The following is a 14,896-nucleotide window of genomic DNA, read 5'->3' on the forward strand; positions in this document are numbered from 1 at the left end:
GTCTCGGGGATCGGCACGCTGACCGGAGTCTGCGCGGTCGTCGATTCAGTCATCAGGGGGTCACCGTCCTTTGCGGCACAGCGCGGGCGAGTAGCCGAGGATGGGAGCGCAGCGGCGCCGTATTGAGGCCGCTGGTCACCACCGCGAAGCCGGCGCGGCGGCCCACCTGCAGGCACGGCAGCGGCCAGCGGGCGCCCGGGTCGGGGGTGAAGTACTCCTGCGGCGGGTCGGGAAGGGTGGCGAGCACATCGACGCCGCAGGTCACCCCGTTGTAGGCGTCAAAGGCGAACCGCGGGTGCCCGACGTCGAAGTCGTGGATGATCGCTACCGCTGCACCGGACCTGATCTTTGTCAGCTCCCGGGGCAGGGGCCAAGGGTCGCCCCAGTGGGCGTCGAGAAAGAACAGCGGCCGCTGGTGACGTGCCATGACGTCAGCGACCAGCTCGGGAGAGTCGCAGCAGCAGACGCGGGCGTTGGGTTGGTCGCCGAGCCGACGCCGAACCACGGTCACGTGCCGCTGGTCGATGTCGCAGCTGTAGACGGGCAGGTGCGGGTACCGGCGTGCCAGGTAGGCGGTGGTGTCGCCCAGGAAGGAGCCCGTCTCGCAGATCGCGTCGCATCCGTACATTTCCACCAGCTCGTGCACCAACAGCGCCAGGTGGATGTCGAAACCGAACGGGCCCCCGCCGTCGGACAACCTGACCTGGCCGGCGCGGGGAATCCGATAGAAGATCTCGTAGGTCCGTTGCAGATCCACGTCGATCGAGGACATGATCACCACCGTGTCGCCAACTGGTTGCTGACCAATAGCCAACGCATCGCGCGCTGGTCTGGCTAGACGCCGAGGTGTTTCTCGCTGTCTCTTGGGTGTTTCTGGTTGTCTCTCCCCGGCGCATAGTGGGAGGGGAGGTGGCGACGATGCCAAAGCCTCGAACCCGCCCGATCGTCAACGAATCCCTCGCGACCAGAATTCACCAAACGGGCCAGTCTTATTCCACGATCGCAGCCTTGATCAATGTAGTCGCAGAAGAGAACGGATTCGTGACCCGCTACAACCGGGGATCGATCAGCAACTGGATCGCGGGAACCCAGCCGATCACTGAAGCCATCCCCGCCGCTGTGGAAGCATTCCGCCGCCTGCTGGGAACACCTCACCTGAGCGCGGAAGACCTCGGCTGGGAGGATCCCGCCACCGATCATCCGGACGACCCCTGGGCAGGTGATCCGATCACCTGGCTCGATTATCTCGGGAGGCACGACATGACCGACATGGACAGGCGCGCGATCATGGGCGTGGGCCTGTTCTCCCTGGCCGCCGCCATCGCACCTCCCGTCCCCCTCCCCGAGATCGCGGAGAAGGTGGGCGGGGCCGCCAGGAAGTATCCGCGTGCAGGCGGTGCCGACGCGGCCCGGATCCGTGAGATGGCTGAACTGTTCGCCAGCATGGACGACCGTTTCGGTGGTGGCCACGCCCGCACCGCAGTCGCCACCTACCTAAGGAGCCATGTCGTTCCACTGTTGCGCGGCGCTGCGGGACCGTCTCGCTCCGACGTGCTCAGCGCCGGTGGTGAACTGGCCTACCTCGCCGGCTACATGGCCAGCGACGGCGGGCGTCCCGGATTCGCTCAGCGGTACTACGTGCAAGCTGTGAGAATTGCCGATGAGGCCGGCAACGCGACGCTTCGAGCAACGGCGTTGCGGGCCATGGCCGTCCAGGCTGTCGAACTCGGCCATCCCGATCGTGCGATCGATCTGGCTGACGCGGCCGCCCAGTCGCTTCCACGCGCCTGTCCCCTGCGGCTACGGGCGTGGATGACGGCCATGCGTGCCGAGGCCGCCGCCAACACTGGCCGCGCCCGCCAGGCGCGCGAGTTGTTGCGAGCCGCCGAGCGCGATCTGGATCGCGCGGAATCCCCGCCAAAGTCCGCATGGACCGGCGGCTACCCCCGAGCGGCACTCCACCACCAGACCGGCCTGGCGTTGATCGCGAATGGGGACCTGGGGACCGCTGAGACACACCTTGCGACCTCTGTGCGGGCACGGCAACCGAACGAACGCCGGTCACGAGCTCTTGTCGGCTCTCGGCTCGCGGTACTGCAAGCACGTCAGCGGCGGTTCGGCGCAGCCGCGCAGACCGTGCAGCAGGTCGAGGATGACCTGAGAATGGTGACCTCCGCGCGCGTGGAAGGCGAGCTTGCTGCACTCCGAGAGCTGTGGCGACCCGCTTGCATAGACCCCGAGGTCGCCGACACGGACCGGTCAGTGGCGGAGATCCTGCGTGGAGGACGCCGCCGAACCACGCCCGCGTAGCGAAGGCAACCCGCCCGGCCCGCAGAGTTACCTGACCCCCGGCAAGCCTGGCTACATTGAGGCCTAGTGCCCCTACCGGACGTGAAGGGAGGTGAACTCGTATGGCCGAGTGCACCATCGCCGGTCAGCAATACAGCACCTCCGTCGTCCTTGAATGGGTCGCGTCTGGGATTTCCATGCCCTGGCCCGTCCAGCTCGAAGGCAAGTCCACCCAGGTCAACGTCGACAGGATCTTCTCCGGAAACGTCCGCCGGGGGCTGAGCCCGGTTGAAGGCTATCTGGGCGTAGCTCTGGCGTCCGCGACGCAGTGGAGAGCCGACCTCAACTGCCAGCTGAACGATGGGTCCAATTTTTCCGGTCCGACTGCCCAGTACACGTTCTGGAATTACCGCGTCGACCTCCTATTTCAGATGGGTCGGATTCATCGGAGGAACAGGACTCTCATCCATGTGTCGACCCGGGACGGTATTCAACGGCGAGTTGCACGTTGGGAACTGCCAGTCGAAGCAGCTTCGTGTCGACCTTCCCGATGGGGGGCGAGGGGTCGGAAATCGACAGAAGCCGTCAACGGGTTCATCCCCAGGGCAGCGAACGGAATCGACCTACTCCGCGAGGGACCTTCCTCCGCATTGCCCTCAATTTCTGCGGGCTTTCTCACTGTACCTGTATGGCTAGTGCGCGAGGTCGCGCACGCTTGGTGCGCAATCCTCGACGGCTTCATAGCCGCACTGCGCACCATGCTCGGGATAGTCAAGGTCGCACTGGCCGCTGTCGTCGACTTGACGACGTTCCATCTGGTCATCATCGCCGCGTTCCGAAGATATGGACATCGCAGCGAACCTTCTGGCCACATCACCTCACTCGCGTACCGAGTTAATCCACTGGTGAGGGACGTTCCGCCACCGGCTTCTTAGGACACGCCCCTCGCCAAGAGAGTGAGGGGAATCCCGTGATTGAAGCACTCCTGCGTGTCGCTGCCGAGTGGGGCCCGGTAGGCGTATTTGCCGCATTCTTTGCGGTGATAATCATCATGTTCGTAGTGTTTACGGGGGTGGCCATGGTCGCCACTCTTCGCGCTAAGGACTCGCAGCAGGCCAGAATCCGCTACCGAGTGTTCCAGGACCTCCTGGCGCTGTTCCCGAGGCGGCTCAGATGAGCGCGTCGGCTCCATCGTCCCTTCGACGGCCAGGGCGCCCGCCGGTGTGCTCGTCGGACACCCGGGATCGAGCCATCGAACTGCGCGAGGCCGGCCTCAGCTACGCCGAGATCAGCAAACGTCTCCAAGCCGAGGGGCTGCCCACACCTGGCGGTGGGGCATGGACGAAGGCGCACGTCTACAACCTGCTGCATACGAGGCATGTCGAGGAGCGCAGATCTCAGCTCACGAGGGCTGGGGGACGAACAGAAGGTTGAGCGCGGGCCCGGCGGGTGCGTGAGCGCGGCGCCGCGTGGTTATGTCCATACGGCGCCGCGTTCGCTTGCCTGGGTGTTTCTTCGGCGGCTGTCGCTCGATCGCATGGACCGTGCTGCCGGACGTAGTGGACGTGCCGCCTCCCGCGCGTTTAGCGCTGCGACCGGGCGCAGGCGGCAGGCTCGACGGCCTTGCGCTCCGGGTGACCGACGCCGACGTCTGGTTGTCGGGCTCTGATGTAGAGCACGATCCGTCCCCACCGTTGTCCTGCTTGGGCTGCCTCTGGGTCGGGCGGTCCCAGGCGCGGGTCGGGTCCGATCAGGTGGGCGGCGTCGTCGTCGGGAAGGATCTGGGCATCGACCAGTGCGCCGTCTGCTGCGGCTTTGAAGGCGGGTGCCCAGTTGGCGGGGTCGCGGCGGCGTGTGCGTGGTCCGGGCCGGTATTCGGCGATGACGTGCGCGGCGGGCAAGGACGGGATGTTGGCGTTGCGGGCGGCGATCGCCGCGGCCGTGCGAAGGGCCCGGGTGCGTGTGTGCCGGACCTGCCAGCCGCCTCGGTCGTTGGCGGTGAACAGGGGGAGGCCGAACGGCAGCTCGACCATCCACAGGTCGGGGGGTAGGGAGGTGAGAGGGGCGTTGTGGGGGGTGGCGCGGGCGTAGTGGTCGGCGTCTGGGTCCCAGCGGAGTACGCCGTTGTGGTCGGCGGCGTACTCGTAGCATCGGGCGAACAGGTGGTCGGTGCGGTAGATCTCCCAGCGGTAGGCGACCGTGGGGCGAAGTCCTTGCGCGCGGGCCCAGGCGTTGAGCTGGTCTCGGTCGTTGAGTCGCGGGTCGTGGGAGTCGTAGACCGCGATGGGTTCGACGATCGGGCGGCGACGTCGGATCTTCACGTGGTGGCTCCGTGGAGAGCTTGTGCGGCCAGGGCGGCGTACTCGGCGGGTGAGTAGTAGGTGCCGCAGCTGGTGCAGGTGGCGGCGTCGTCGAGACCGGCGGGCCCGTCTGCGCGTTCCAGCAGCATCAGGCCGCAGGTGCCACAGGGCGCGGCCATGCGCTGTGGGGCACGGGTCAGCCCGAGCGCGGCACGGCAGCGTCGGGCGAGGTCGAGCAGTTCGAGTCCGGCATCGACGCCGTCGAGGTCGATCAGAGACCAGCCGTCTTCTTCGCTGGGCTTGGGCCGGGCCATCGGCTCGGCGGGCAGCGCGAGAAGGGCGTCTAGGTGTGAGGCGAGGGTGGCGGCGGCGCGGGTGACAGCGACGGTGGGGCGTACTCCTCGGGTGGGTGCGTCGGGCAGGCGTGCGACGGCGCGGACGCGCTCTTCCCAGCCAAGGAGCGTTTCGTGGAGCTGGTGGGCGAGGTCGGCCAGGTCCAGGCGGATGGGGGCGGCCGGGGTGGGAGCACCGGAGACGTGTTCGGCTGGGCCGGTGTGGCGTTCGCCGAGAGCCTTCCCCAGCGCGCCGTGGTAGCGCGGCATGGCGTCGAGCGCGGCCGCGATGCGTGCTCGGTCCGCTTCGCAGAAGGGCCGGGGGGTGCGGGCGGGGCCGTCACCGGTGCGGGCGGCGCAATGGGCACCGGCTGCGCACTCCCGCATGTCGTCGTGTTCGGGGTGAGTCATGAGTTGGTGTTCTCCAGGGCGGCGCTGATGCGGCTGAGTGTGAGCTCGGCGGTCAGAGCGCGGTTCTTCCAGGTCTGGCACTCGGTGCGCAGCTGGTCGAGTTCGGCCAGTTCTTCGAGTCGCTGGCCGAGCTCGGCGAGGGTCAGACGCGCGAAGGGATCGGTCGGCGCCGGTGCCGTGGCCGGCTCGGCGCTGGAAGCGGACGCCTTGCTCGCGGTGGCCGGCGTCGCGGAGGGCTTCCTGGCCCGCCGGGAGGTGCGCGGGGCGGTGGTGGTCTTGTCCGTGGTGCGGTGGCTGCGGAGGTGGTAGCGGATCTTGCCCATGTGCGGGGAGGTCTCAGTGCAGTCGCGGCAGCCGTACCAGGTGGTTCCGTCGGCGAGCTGGAGTTCGCGGATGCGATGGAACACCACGGGCTTGTCGGGTGTGGAGATCGGGGAGGGGGTCGGCTTGTCGGAGACGACGGCGATTCCGTTGACGTGGGTGGCGGTCATGCTGCCTCCTTTGCGGGGATCGAAGCGAAGTGGTTCGTCGCGTGGGTGAGCAGGTATGCGGCCCGTGCGGCGGGCTGCGCAGATGGCGGTGATCTGGCGGAGGGCCGTGGCGGCGGGTGGTCATGCCGCGCGGTCTTCTGCGACGCGTAGCCGGTTGAGGGTGCGTAGCTCGTCGTCGCAGCGCTTGCACCGGTAGGACCGTCCGGTCGGTGTCCTTCGGTCTCGGTAGAAGTGGTCGTGTGGCTTCCGCTGCTCGCAGCGGGTGCACATCGCTGTGTCGTCGTCGGAGGGTTCGAGCAGGCCGAGGGCTTCGGCCAGTTCGGCGCGGTTGTGTGCTGCGCGTTCAGGGCTGATGGGGGTGGTGAGCGGGTGCGTCCGGTTGAGCAGGTCGGCGGCCTCGTGGAGCGCGGGCAGTTGCGCGTCGGCGGGGACCATCTGGACCAGGACCAGCGCGAGCGCCTGTAGTTCAGCCCGGTTCAGCGTCGCAACGGTGTCGGTGACATCGACCAGATCGTCATCACGGTATGAGCAGATAAGGGTGGCGAGGGTCGGGAGCGTGACCGTCGCCAAGTGGTGCGGTACCGGCGCGTCGGTGGGCATGTCTCGGGCTTTCTGTCGAGCTAGTCGAACAGGGGGATGTCGGCGGGTTCGGGCGGCTTCCGGTAGTCGCCGGGTCTGGGGGCGCACAGCTGGCACCAGCCGGTGATGTCCAGGACGACTGGTTCGCGGGTGCGCGGGTGGGGCTGCCCGTCCCATGCGGTGCAGTGGCCGCGGTGCCAGCAGCCGACGCCGGTGCAGATGCAACGGCCTTCTTCCGCGTGGCGGGTCACTGCGGCACCCCTTTGCGGTTCTCGGGAGCAGGGTGTGCTGAGGTGCGTGTTGTCATCGTTTCCCCATTTTCAAATACCTTGGGTTGTCCATTTGATCTAGATAACCAGTACACAACCATGGAGGGTTTGTCAACTGACGCGACAAATGGCAAGGCGGGCCTGTGACGGGGGATTACGCGGTCCGGACTTCCTTGGGATGGCAGTCCGGGCACCGTGCGAGGCGTCCATCTCCCAGCTCGACCATCCGGGTGGTCTCGGCGTCGCACTGTCCACACCACGGTGGCCGGGCCGGTCGGGGCCGCGTCTGCCGCAGCGCTTCTCCCCACCACGGGCCGTCGTGCGTCAGCCGACTGGGAAGCCGTGTGTCCGGGTCGGCGGCGATCGTCGTGAACGCCGCGCGCACCAGGTCCCAAGGCCGTGAGCGCACGTCGGGATGTTCCAGGGTCCGGAAGATCGAGGAGACCGACCAGTCCGGGCGTAGCGCCTGGATCTCCGCGACGAGGCCCATGTCGATCACTTGTGCGCCGTTGCGGTCTTCGTTCTGCCCTTCTGTGTTCCGCCCTCCATCCGCCGTCCCGGGCTCGGTCTTGGCGCCTGTGGAGGCTGCCGTTGTGACGTGCGGGGGGCTTTGGGGGGAGGAGGGTTCGGGTTCGGGCATGGGATCGGGGGTGGGGGCCCGGCGCGCACGCGCGCGCGAGCCATCGTTTGTCATCCCGCTTGTGGCACTGTCGTGGCTCGTTGATGGCTCGTTGCCATGAGCCTCCTGGCTCGACGTTGACTCACCGCCATCACCGTCATTGCTGGTGCGTGTCTGTTTGCCACGCCATCGCGCTTCGGCGCCCTTACGACCGGCCGCGGCCCGCGCCTGTCGGGTCTCCTCGCTCGGCAGGTACTTGATGAAGTCGTGGATCACCCAGCCCCTGTCGGCCGCGTCCCACAGGCCCACCTCCACCAGGAGTTCGGCTGCGGCGCGCCCGGCGGCGCCGAGGTAGCGGCGCGGTAGGGCCGGAGGGATGTGGCCGGGAGCCTTCCCGGGCTTGCGTGTGTTGCGGTGCGCCCAGGTCAGGCACATCACCCACAGGGTGATCGCTGCCCACCCTTCCTCTTCGTGATCGAGGAGTTCGACGACCTTTGGATGATCGTCGAATCCGTCGTCGATCCTCGCCCAGCCCATCAGGACCGGCCTCCTTCAAGGTCGTGCTCGTGTCGTCCGTCGCGCCGCGCGGCTTCGTGGGGCGGCGCGTCCTTCGGGGGTTGGTGTTGGGAGTTCTGTTTCGTGTGCCGGGCGGTGGCCCGCTGGCGTCTACGGCGTTCGGCACGGCGTTCCTCGGCCGTCATGCCGCCCCAGATGCCGTCGAGACGCCAGTCGAGGAGAGCGAAGTCGAGGCAGTCCGCCTCAACGGGACAGGCGTGGCAGACGGCCTTGGCACGGTCCGCTTGTTCAGCACCCGTCCATCCGCTGTCCTCGGGGAAGAAGATGTCGGTGTCCATCCCCTTGCATGCGGCGAAGTCCTCCCACACGGCGGGCGCGCGGCCGGGCGTGGTCGTGGTGTGACGGACCTTCACCGGCCACCCTCCCGGCTGGGAGCAGGCGCGGCCTGCTGCCGCTGCGGCGCAGGGACGGCACCGGTCGGCTCATCGCCCTGGTGCGCTGGCCGGGCGGCGGTGGCCGGTGATTCGGTGAGGACCTGGTCGAGCCACCGCGCGGCCTGGCGCCACCGCTTCACCAGTTCGCGAAGGAGCTCGAATGCCAGGTAGGCCAGCAGCGCGATGCCAGCGAGCAGGAACACTGCGCGGATCAACTGCGAGCTGGTCACTGTGCACCTCGCCAGATCCGGGCGGCGCTGGAGCGCGCGGTGGGCCTTCGGGAGTGGCCGTATCCGGTGGGGATGATGAGTCCTTCGCGGCTCAACGCGGCGAACAGGGCACCCCATTGCTTGGCCGGGTTGCTCGGCTCGGGCAGGCCGCAGCGCGTCACCAGGTCATATGCCTGGAAAGGGGCGCCGGTCGCGGCGAGCTTCCGCACCGCCGCGACGGCCTGGTCCCACCAGTCGGGGTCGGCGGCTTCCACCGCCTCCGCAAGTCCCGGATTGCTCGGTCTGATCTGCTGGGCCGCACGCTGTCGTGCTTTGGACGGGTCGTCGACCTCGAACAGAGGGAGGGTGGGGGGAATGGTTCGTGTCATCGGTCTCCGTTCGTTGCGTCGGAGGCGGCCACGCTGGTGTTGCTGAACACCACGTTCGTGGCGACGTGGGACGCGCTGTTCACGGCTCCGCCGTTCGCAAGTTCGGCGGAGCGCCGACTAACGGCATCGACGGCTGCGCCGCCGAAGCTGTCGCTGGAGATGTCGAGGGAAGGGCGCGGCCGGCGCCGGTACCGGATGTTGACGACGGCCTGATAGGACCGGCCGAGCTGCGCCGCGATCTCCGCGATCGGGCGATTCGACAGCGCCATGGCCACCTGCTCGGACGTCCACGGCAGTCCCGACGTGGCTGTGGCGCCACCACCACGGACTTCGCGATAGGCGTCCTTGCACTGCTGGCAACGGCAGTCCCAGTTGATGTAGGCCGACTTGGTGCCGTGCGGGATCAGTGAAGGGTCGGCCGCCGCCCGCGCTAGTCGACGCTCCTTCTGCTCACGCATGCGGCTGGCGTGGGCGTCTGTGCACTGATCGCACCGGCAGCCGCGGCGGTAGGCGGTCGCTGTACCGCACCGCGCGCCCATCAGGCGCCCTCCTCACCGACAGGGGTGACCGCGCCGTCGTGTCCCAGCAGCACCAGGCCGTGCACGGCGTGCTCCACAGGGACGTGGGCCGGATCGTGGTGGGCCGCCACGGTGAACCCGTGGCTCCGTGCCCAGCCGGGCTCGTTGCTGAGCCACTGACGGCATCCCGTCACAGCGGTGCCGCAGACCAGCAGCAGTCCGGCAAGGTCGAACCGGGGCGACGAAGTGTGGACGCTGCTACGCGGGTAGATGGCCAGCACACCGGACGCGCATCCGCAGACTGCGCAGCGCCCGCGATCACGCTCGTTGAGCCGCGCGGTCACCTGGGCCTCGGTGATCGGCTCAGGGCGGCCGTTCATGAAGTACATGAGGTTCCTCAGCAAGGCAGGCAGGGAGGGCCCTGGGGGCGGGCGAACGGACGCCCGCCCCCAGGACGACTTCGCGGGAACGGAGTGGGGGTTAAGGCTCTTCGTCGACGCCGAGGGCGCCTGGTGGCGCGGGCAGCTCAAGCAGCTCAGGAAGGCTCAGCTGTCCGTCGATCCATGCCGCCGCGATCGCGGCTTGGCCGTCCTTGACGAAGGAGTTCCTCAGGTAAGGCGTGCCGTGCCGCAGCTGCACGCCGGGGATCTCCTCCCCGTTCTTGGCCGCCTGGGCCAGCAGGGCTTTCCTGTAGGACGGGCGAACGACCTCGATCACCTCATCGGGCCGGGTGGCCTTGACATGAGTCAGGAAGGCGTCCTCGTCCACCACCTTGGCAACAGCAGCGCCTCCAACCAGGGCCACCGACGCGACCTTGGTTCCGTCCGGCAGGACCGCGGCGGCCCTGTCGGCTCCCACGCCTACGAGGGAAGTCATCAACGCCTTGCGGGTGTCTTCGTCGGCTTCTGCGATCTTGTTGGCCAGCGCGGCAAGGACGGCGACGCGCAGGGAGAGTTCCTGAATCGGTGTCATCGGCGCGCTCCCTCCTTGGCCAGGTGTTCACGCAGACGGGAGGCGACTTGCTCGGCATCGGGGACGGTCAGTTCGTCCTCGGTGACCGGACGGCCGAGCACTTCCGCCAGGTAGGTGGCGCGGCTGTCGGGGTCCTCGAAGCCGCCGACCTTGGTGAACAGGTCGGCGAGCATGTCCCGTTGCGCGGGAGTGGCCCGTGGGGGTGTTCCGGGGCCGGAGTTGCCCTTTCTGGCCTTCCTGTCGTTGCCACCGCTGGTGTTGCTGGCTTGCTTACGTTGGGTGGCGACGCTCCTGATCAGATCTCCCAGTGCGCCTTCGTTGCCCCACCCGTCGGTGACGAGCACGTTTTCGAACCCGAGGATCTGGGTCAGCTCGTGGAGTTCACGAAGCCGCTCCACTGTGGTGGTGGGGTTGAGCACTTCGGCGCGGATCTGTTCGGGGGTGGGCTCGGACTTGCGGTCCACCAGGGCACGAGATTGCGCGGAGGCGGGGTCGCAGCCCAGCGCGTCGAACACCACCCATTCCAAGATCCGGTCCTCGGGTGGGGCCAGCAGCGCGTCGCGGCCGGACTGCACGCCGGTACGGACGGACCTCCACCCGACGACGGCCGGGGGCTCGTCCCGGGACAGGCGGATCCATACTGAGGCGTCGAACGGCACCGTCCGCTGGGCTTCTACCCGGTACTCCTTGGCGCCCGGGATGAGACGTCCGTTCTCGTCGACCGCGGCAGCGAACTTCCCGCGCGCCAGCATCACGCAGATGCCTGGGAAGGTCAGCAGCAGCCGCATCAGGCGGCGGTGTCTGGCGTTGGCGTCGTCCCAGATGTTGTTGGGGATCGTGATCTCGGCGTTGGGATCACGCGCCAGAAGCCTGCGGTTGCGGTGGCTGTTCTTGGTTCGGTCGGCAGCCCAGTCCCGGAGCAGTTCCCACTCGGCCGTCATCCCATCGAGGATGAGCACTACGGGTGGTTCGCCGGGCGGGACCTCTGCGGCGATCGCGTGGATATCAGCGACGGCGGCGTAGATGGAGGCGAACGTGCCGTCGTGGAGCACGATCTCATAGTCGGCGCCGGGCAGCGCGCCGTACTCGTCAGCGAATCCCCCGACGATGTCGAGCCAGAAGGCGCGGCCGACCTTGGAGGAGGCGGTGAGCTGGGCGCATGCCCAGCGCTTGCCGGACTTCTCCCCGCCTTCCAGCAGGATGAGGGGCCATGGGCTGGCTCCCGTGGGCTTACGGGTCTGTACCATGCGTTTGTTTTCCTTTGCGAGGGGAAACGTGCGGGTCCGCTCCGGCCAGGGAGCGGACCCGCGGCTCAGCAGGACTGGTTCGGGTGAAGGTGACCCGCCAGGACCTCCGTGGCGGTCTGGATGCGACTCGTGATCCACTCCACGGACTCGGGCATGATGTTGGCCAGCCTGAGGAGAGCGGCGAGCTCACGGATCCAGTAGGCGCGCACCGTCACGCTCATGGACGGGGAATAGCGGCGCAGGCAGTCGGAAGCGTCCACCAGATCGCGCTCGCCTTCGGCGTACTCGCGCACGATCCTCTGGACTTCTTCCACTTGAAGTTCCGCCAGCGTGGTCTCGGCGTGCCGGTCGCGGGTCCATGGTTCGACGTGGCGGTAGACCGCTTCCGCGTTGATTCCATCGGCCGCGAGTTCGAAGACTCGTCGCGCCGCGGCCTCAGCATCCTCGGCAGGCTCCTGCTCCGGCTCCTCACCGGAGGCCCGGCCATGGCGGTAGATCAGAACGCAGTGTTCTGTCGGCATGGGGGTGTTCCTCCCAGCGGCTATTGCTATAGCTAAGACAATATCATTATCGCGATAGTTGTCAACACAGGGGTGATAGTTGCCATCACAGGAGTGATACCGATCGCCTACACTGGCCGCATGTCGTGGTGGGCCTATGTGGAGCGAATCGCCAACGGCGACAACCAGACCAAGATCGCTGAGCGCACCGGGCTATCCCAGGCCGGCGTCAACGCCTGGAAGACGCGAACTCCCAAGCCCGAAACCGTCGCCACGTTCGCGCGCACCTACAACCGTCCCGTGCTCGAAGCGTTCGTCGCGGCCGGATTCCTGACCGAGGAGGAAGCCGGCACCACCGCGCTCCCGCAGCCCCTGAGCGAAGTGCCCTCTGGCGAGTTGCTGGCCGAGTTGGGCCGCCGCCTCGGTGTGCGCTGAGCCTCACGCTGACCCCGTTCCGATGTCACGCGGCCTCCTGTCGCCGCGGCCGCACCTCGAACAGGTCCTCGAACGCGCATCCGAACGTGCGAAGCGCTCCAGCAATGAAGAAGCGGTTCAGGTGACGCTCTCCCGACAGGAGGCGATTGAGGTAGCTGGCTGAGACTCCGATCGCGCGAGCCTGATCCGCCTCGGTTTCCAGCCCCGCACGCTTGCAGCAGAGTTCGTACCGATCGCGCCGTAGGACGGCATCCCAACCGGGCTCGGAGATCATGCGAGCAACATAGCCCGACTTGATGCGCCGACGCAACAAATCCCGCGTTGCGCAACTAGGTATTCGCGCGATTGCGAAATGTGATGATGCCTGTGGCCGCCCCCAAGCGCATGTCAGCTCCTCGCCAGCTCCCGGGCGCTTCAGACCACCGGGGACGCCACGCGAACGTGGCCGCTATCGGACCATGAGCCGCCTAGCTTGCCAAGTGGCAAGGTAAGGTTTCGCGCGTGGACGCAACACCAGGACATCAAGACTTTGCGCACTGGCTCCGTGAGCAGATGGTCGCGCGGGGCTACAGGATGGACGGGCTCCGCGCCGGAGGTCCTTCCCTTCTGGCGCGGCAGATCGGTGTCCACCGCGCCACCATCAGCAGGATCTTTGCCGCAGGTGCGATCCCCAAGCCCGAGACGCTGAGACTCATCGCCGACCAGCTGGGCATACCGAGGCGAGAGGTCTTCCTTGCCGCAGGGGTCGTCACGGAGTGCGAGCTCGACGTTCCGGAAGAACCGCCGACCGACGCGCCGGACCCGAGTCCAGATCAGGTACTTCCGGGCGGCCTACGGGACGCCAACGAAGCAACGATCTGGGCCATGAACCTCCCATGGCAGGCCCGCAAAGCGGTGATCGAAACCCTGCGACGCGAGGCCCGACGCATGCTCAGCCGCGAGGACACCACCGCATCGCGCAGCCGCCGGTCTGCATAGCTCTCACCTCGGTCATCGATCAGCACACCGGCTGCACTTCGTTCTGCTCAGCCGACAGCACTGGATCTTGCTCGGGTGTAGGCGTGGGCTCGGCCGTCGGTGTGGTCGTCGGTTCAGTGACAGGCACTGCTGTTGCTGGGGGGCTCTCAACCGGCGTGCTTCCCGGTTCCGGCGACGGTGTACTACTCGGGTTCGGCGGAGTACAGGGGCGCGGGGACGGAACACTGGCCGGGGGAATCACCGGATCAGCGGGGGCGGTGCTGTTGTCAGGGCTGGCCGACCGCGTGACCGGGATCTGCGGGTCGAAGGGCCGGCGTGATGGCATGGCGCCATGCGAACTGGCTGGATCAACTCGCGGCATCACCGGACGCAACTCCACCGCCGCAGAGTCGTGCAAGGGTGGAGGGTCCCCAAAGATCACCTTGAACATCTCTCCCGCGCCAGACGACCAGGCCGTGACGACCACGACCACCACCGCCACAGCGACCGTCGCTACGCCCCTGCTCAAGCGGGATATCCGCTTGCGGGCCAAGCGGCGCTGACGCAGCAGAGCGACAGCCTCGCGATGCGCCTCGTCCGGCGCCAGGTCCTCGGATATCGCCAAGTGGACGCGACCATCCGAGCCCGTGAACGCTACCGACGCAACCCCATCCAGCGAGGCCATAGTGCGTGCCGGGAGAGGCGTGGGGTCATTCACTGGGCTGCTCGATACGGTCGATGGCGTTCACCAGCGACTCCAGCACCTTCGCCGGGCTGACGTCCTTGCCCGGGATGACGCGGGCGGTCGCGGTGTAGCCACATGCCCGTACATCCACCGGCACGGGCGGCAACCCTGCCGGAAGAGCGAGGGCCGCCCCGATCGCATCGCGCGAGACGCCCTGGTCATGTGCTTCCTCGGCGCCCCGCCGAAACGCCACGGCGGCCACCATCCGCACAAGGTCAACCATCTGGGTTTCAGCCTCGATGACGACGCACTCGCGGGCGTTGAGGTCCCGTGTCTTCTCCTCGACCGCGCGCTCACGCGCCCTCAGCGCCTCCTCGCGTCTCTCAAGGGACGCCTCCCATTCCCGCAGCGCCCATTCGGGCAGCACCCTGCGGTCCTTCCCGCACGTTCTCGGCATCAGCTTGCAGTCTCGCTGCACCTCCGGATGCGTCACGTCACCACACTGCAAGACCTGAAGATCGTTCATAACAAGTCCCATCTGGCACCGCCCTGCCGGACGGACGAAGCAAGCAGGTGACCCCAGGCGTCAACCATAGATGATGCCCGTGTCATGAAGATCCGCAAGAGGTGATCCACCTTACTCGCCCTCAGTCCGGTAGCGCTGCACCCCAAGCCTCCATCTGCGCTAGGAGCACGCCACAACCACAGAGGGCGACCAATCTTGGAACTAGGACCCGCAGTGGT

General features: G+C 67.5%; 22 protein-coding genes. 4 read left to right on the top strand and 18 right to left on the bottom strand.

All coding sequences use genetic code 11. The annotated features are described in order from the left end of the window. Window positions 1-52 precede the first annotated feature (52 nt). On the bottom strand, window positions 53-772 hold the full coding sequence (locus ABZ801_RS01190; protein ID WP_360691114.1) for a class I SAM-dependent methyltransferase: 720 nt from the start codon (window positions 770-772) through the stop codon (window positions 53-55). Between the two features lie 236 nt (window positions 773-1,008). Here ABZ801_RS01190 and ABZ801_RS01195 point away from each other — a divergent pair, with 236 nt between their 5' ends. Next, window positions 1,009-2,310 carry a hypothetical protein gene (locus tag ABZ801_RS01195; protein ID WP_360691117.1) on the top strand — a complete coding sequence of 434 codons (1,302 nt, stop codon included), beginning with the start codon at window positions 1,009-1,011 and terminating at the stop codon, window positions 2,308-2,310. 671 nt (window positions 2,311-2,981) lie between these two features. Here the strand turns inward: ABZ801_RS01195 and ABZ801_RS01200 are convergent. Further along, complete coding sequence (locus ABZ801_RS01200; protein WP_360691119.1) at window positions 2,982-3,140, bottom strand: hypothetical protein; 159 nt, start codon at window positions 3,138-3,140, stop codon at window positions 2,982-2,984. A 322-nt stretch (window positions 3,141-3,462) separates the two neighbouring features. Here ABZ801_RS01200 and ABZ801_RS01205 point away from each other — a divergent pair, with 322 nt between their 5' ends. Next, entirely contained in the window at window positions 3,463-3,723 is a 261-nt protein-coding gene (locus tag ABZ801_RS01205) for a recombinase family protein (RefSeq protein ID WP_360691122.1), read from the top strand. 149 nt (window positions 3,724-3,872) lie between these two features. On the opposite strand, the gene ABZ801_RS01210 is transcribed toward ABZ801_RS01205, so the two are convergent. From ABZ801_RS01210 to ABZ801_RS01275, 14 genes are all read right to left on the bottom strand, one after another. Continuing rightward, window positions 3,873-4,610, bottom strand: coding sequence for a hypothetical protein (locus tag ABZ801_RS01210; RefSeq protein WP_360691125.1), 738 nt, complete (start codon window positions 4,608-4,610; stop codon window positions 3,873-3,875). Continuing rightward, window positions 4,607-5,332: a hypothetical protein gene (locus ABZ801_RS01215; protein ID WP_360691128.1), complete on the bottom strand. Its 726-nt coding sequence runs from the start codon at window positions 5,330-5,332 to the stop codon at window positions 4,607-4,609. Before ABZ801_RS01215 ends, ABZ801_RS01210 begins: the two co-directional genes overlap by 4 nt. Next, on the bottom strand, window positions 5,329-5,823 hold the full coding sequence (locus ABZ801_RS01220) for a hypothetical protein (RefSeq protein ID WP_360691131.1): 495 nt from the start codon (window positions 5,821-5,823) through the stop codon (window positions 5,329-5,331). Before ABZ801_RS01220 ends, ABZ801_RS01215 begins: the two co-directional genes overlap by 4 nt. A gap of 120 nt (window positions 5,824-5,943) precedes the next feature. After that, window positions 5,944-6,423 (bottom strand): hypothetical protein, encoded by a 480-nt coding sequence (locus ABZ801_RS01225; RefSeq protein WP_360691134.1) that lies wholly within the window; start codon window positions 6,421-6,423, stop codon window positions 5,944-5,946. Between the two features lie 20 nt (window positions 6,424-6,443). Further along, window positions 6,444-6,653: a hypothetical protein gene (locus ABZ801_RS01230; protein WP_360691137.1), complete on the bottom strand. Its 210-nt coding sequence runs from the start codon at window positions 6,651-6,653 to the stop codon at window positions 6,444-6,446. Between the two features lie 172 nt (window positions 6,654-6,825). Beyond that, window positions 6,826-7,827, bottom strand: a complete 1,002-nt coding sequence (locus tag ABZ801_RS01235) for a hypothetical protein (RefSeq protein WP_360691140.1) — start codon at window positions 7,825-7,827, stop codon at window positions 6,826-6,828. Continuing rightward, window positions 7,827-8,219, bottom strand: a complete 393-nt coding sequence (locus tag ABZ801_RS01240; RefSeq protein WP_360691143.1) for a WhiB family transcriptional regulator — start codon at window positions 8,217-8,219, stop codon at window positions 7,827-7,829. Before ABZ801_RS01240 ends, ABZ801_RS01235 begins: the two co-directional genes overlap by 1 nt. Next, window positions 8,216-8,470, bottom strand: coding sequence for a hypothetical protein (locus ABZ801_RS01245; protein WP_360691146.1), 255 nt, complete (start codon window positions 8,468-8,470; stop codon window positions 8,216-8,218). The genes ABZ801_RS01240 and ABZ801_RS01245 overlap by 4 nt, the downstream gene beginning before the upstream one ends. Next, on the bottom strand, window positions 8,467-8,838 hold the full coding sequence (locus tag ABZ801_RS01250) for a hypothetical protein (protein WP_360691149.1): 372 nt from the start codon (window positions 8,836-8,838) through the stop codon (window positions 8,467-8,469). The genes ABZ801_RS01245 and ABZ801_RS01250 overlap by 4 nt, the downstream gene beginning before the upstream one ends. Next, window positions 8,835-9,296 (bottom strand): hypothetical protein, encoded by a 462-nt coding sequence (locus tag ABZ801_RS01255; protein ID WP_360691152.1) that lies wholly within the window; start codon window positions 9,294-9,296, stop codon window positions 8,835-8,837. The genes ABZ801_RS01250 and ABZ801_RS01255 overlap by 4 nt, the downstream gene beginning before the upstream one ends. Window positions 9,297-9,376: 80 nt before the next feature. Next, a complete protein-coding gene (locus ABZ801_RS01260) occupies window positions 9,377-9,745 on the bottom strand; it encodes a hypothetical protein (protein WP_360691155.1) in 369 nt (122 codons plus the stop codon). A 91-nt stretch (window positions 9,746-9,836) separates the two neighbouring features. Beyond that, window positions 9,837-10,328 carry a hypothetical protein gene (locus ABZ801_RS01265; RefSeq protein WP_360691158.1) on the bottom strand — a complete coding sequence of 164 codons (492 nt, stop codon included), beginning with the start codon at window positions 10,326-10,328 and terminating at the stop codon, window positions 9,837-9,839. Next, a complete protein-coding gene (locus ABZ801_RS01270) occupies window positions 10,325-11,575 on the bottom strand; it encodes a hypothetical protein (RefSeq protein WP_360691161.1) in 1,251 nt (416 codons plus the stop codon). The genes ABZ801_RS01265 and ABZ801_RS01270 overlap by 4 nt, the downstream gene beginning before the upstream one ends. A gap of 65 nt (window positions 11,576-11,640) precedes the next feature. Beyond that, window positions 11,641-12,096 carry a hypothetical protein gene (locus ABZ801_RS01275; RefSeq protein WP_360691164.1) on the bottom strand — a complete coding sequence of 152 codons (456 nt, stop codon included), beginning with the start codon at window positions 12,094-12,096 and terminating at the stop codon, window positions 11,641-11,643. 120 nt (window positions 12,097-12,216) lie between these two features. On the opposite strand from ABZ801_RS01275, the gene ABZ801_RS01280 reads away from it, so the two are divergent. Beyond that, window positions 12,217-12,510 carry a helix-turn-helix transcriptional regulator gene (locus tag ABZ801_RS01280; protein WP_360691167.1) on the top strand — a complete coding sequence of 98 codons (294 nt, stop codon included), beginning with the start codon at window positions 12,217-12,219 and terminating at the stop codon, window positions 12,508-12,510. A 25-nt stretch (window positions 12,511-12,535) separates the two neighbouring features. Here ABZ801_RS01280 and ABZ801_RS01285 read toward each other — a convergent pair whose 3' ends face one another. Then, window positions 12,536-12,784 (bottom strand): helix-turn-helix transcriptional regulator, encoded by a 249-nt coding sequence (locus tag ABZ801_RS01285; RefSeq protein ID WP_360691170.1) that lies wholly within the window; start codon window positions 12,782-12,784, stop codon window positions 12,536-12,538. Between the two features lie 227 nt (window positions 12,785-13,011). On the opposite strand from ABZ801_RS01285, the gene ABZ801_RS01290 reads away from it, so the two are divergent. Further along, on the top strand, window positions 13,012-13,488 hold the full coding sequence (locus tag ABZ801_RS01290) for a helix-turn-helix transcriptional regulator (RefSeq protein WP_360691173.1): 477 nt from the start codon (window positions 13,012-13,014) through the stop codon (window positions 13,486-13,488). Between the two features lie 689 nt (window positions 13,489-14,177). Here the strand turns inward: ABZ801_RS01290 and ABZ801_RS01295 are convergent. Beyond that, the gene (locus tag ABZ801_RS01295; protein ID WP_360691176.1) at window positions 14,178-14,678 is read right to left on the bottom strand and encodes a hypothetical protein; all 501 of its coding nucleotides are present in this window, start codon (window positions 14,676-14,678) and stop codon (window positions 14,178-14,180) included. Window positions 14,679-14,896: the final 218 nt, after the last annotated feature.

The organism is Actinomadura sp. NPDC047616, assembly GCF_040642915.1.
Lineage (GTDB): Bacteria > Actinomycetota > Actinomycetes > Streptosporangiales > Streptosporangiaceae > Spirillospora > Spirillospora miaoliensis.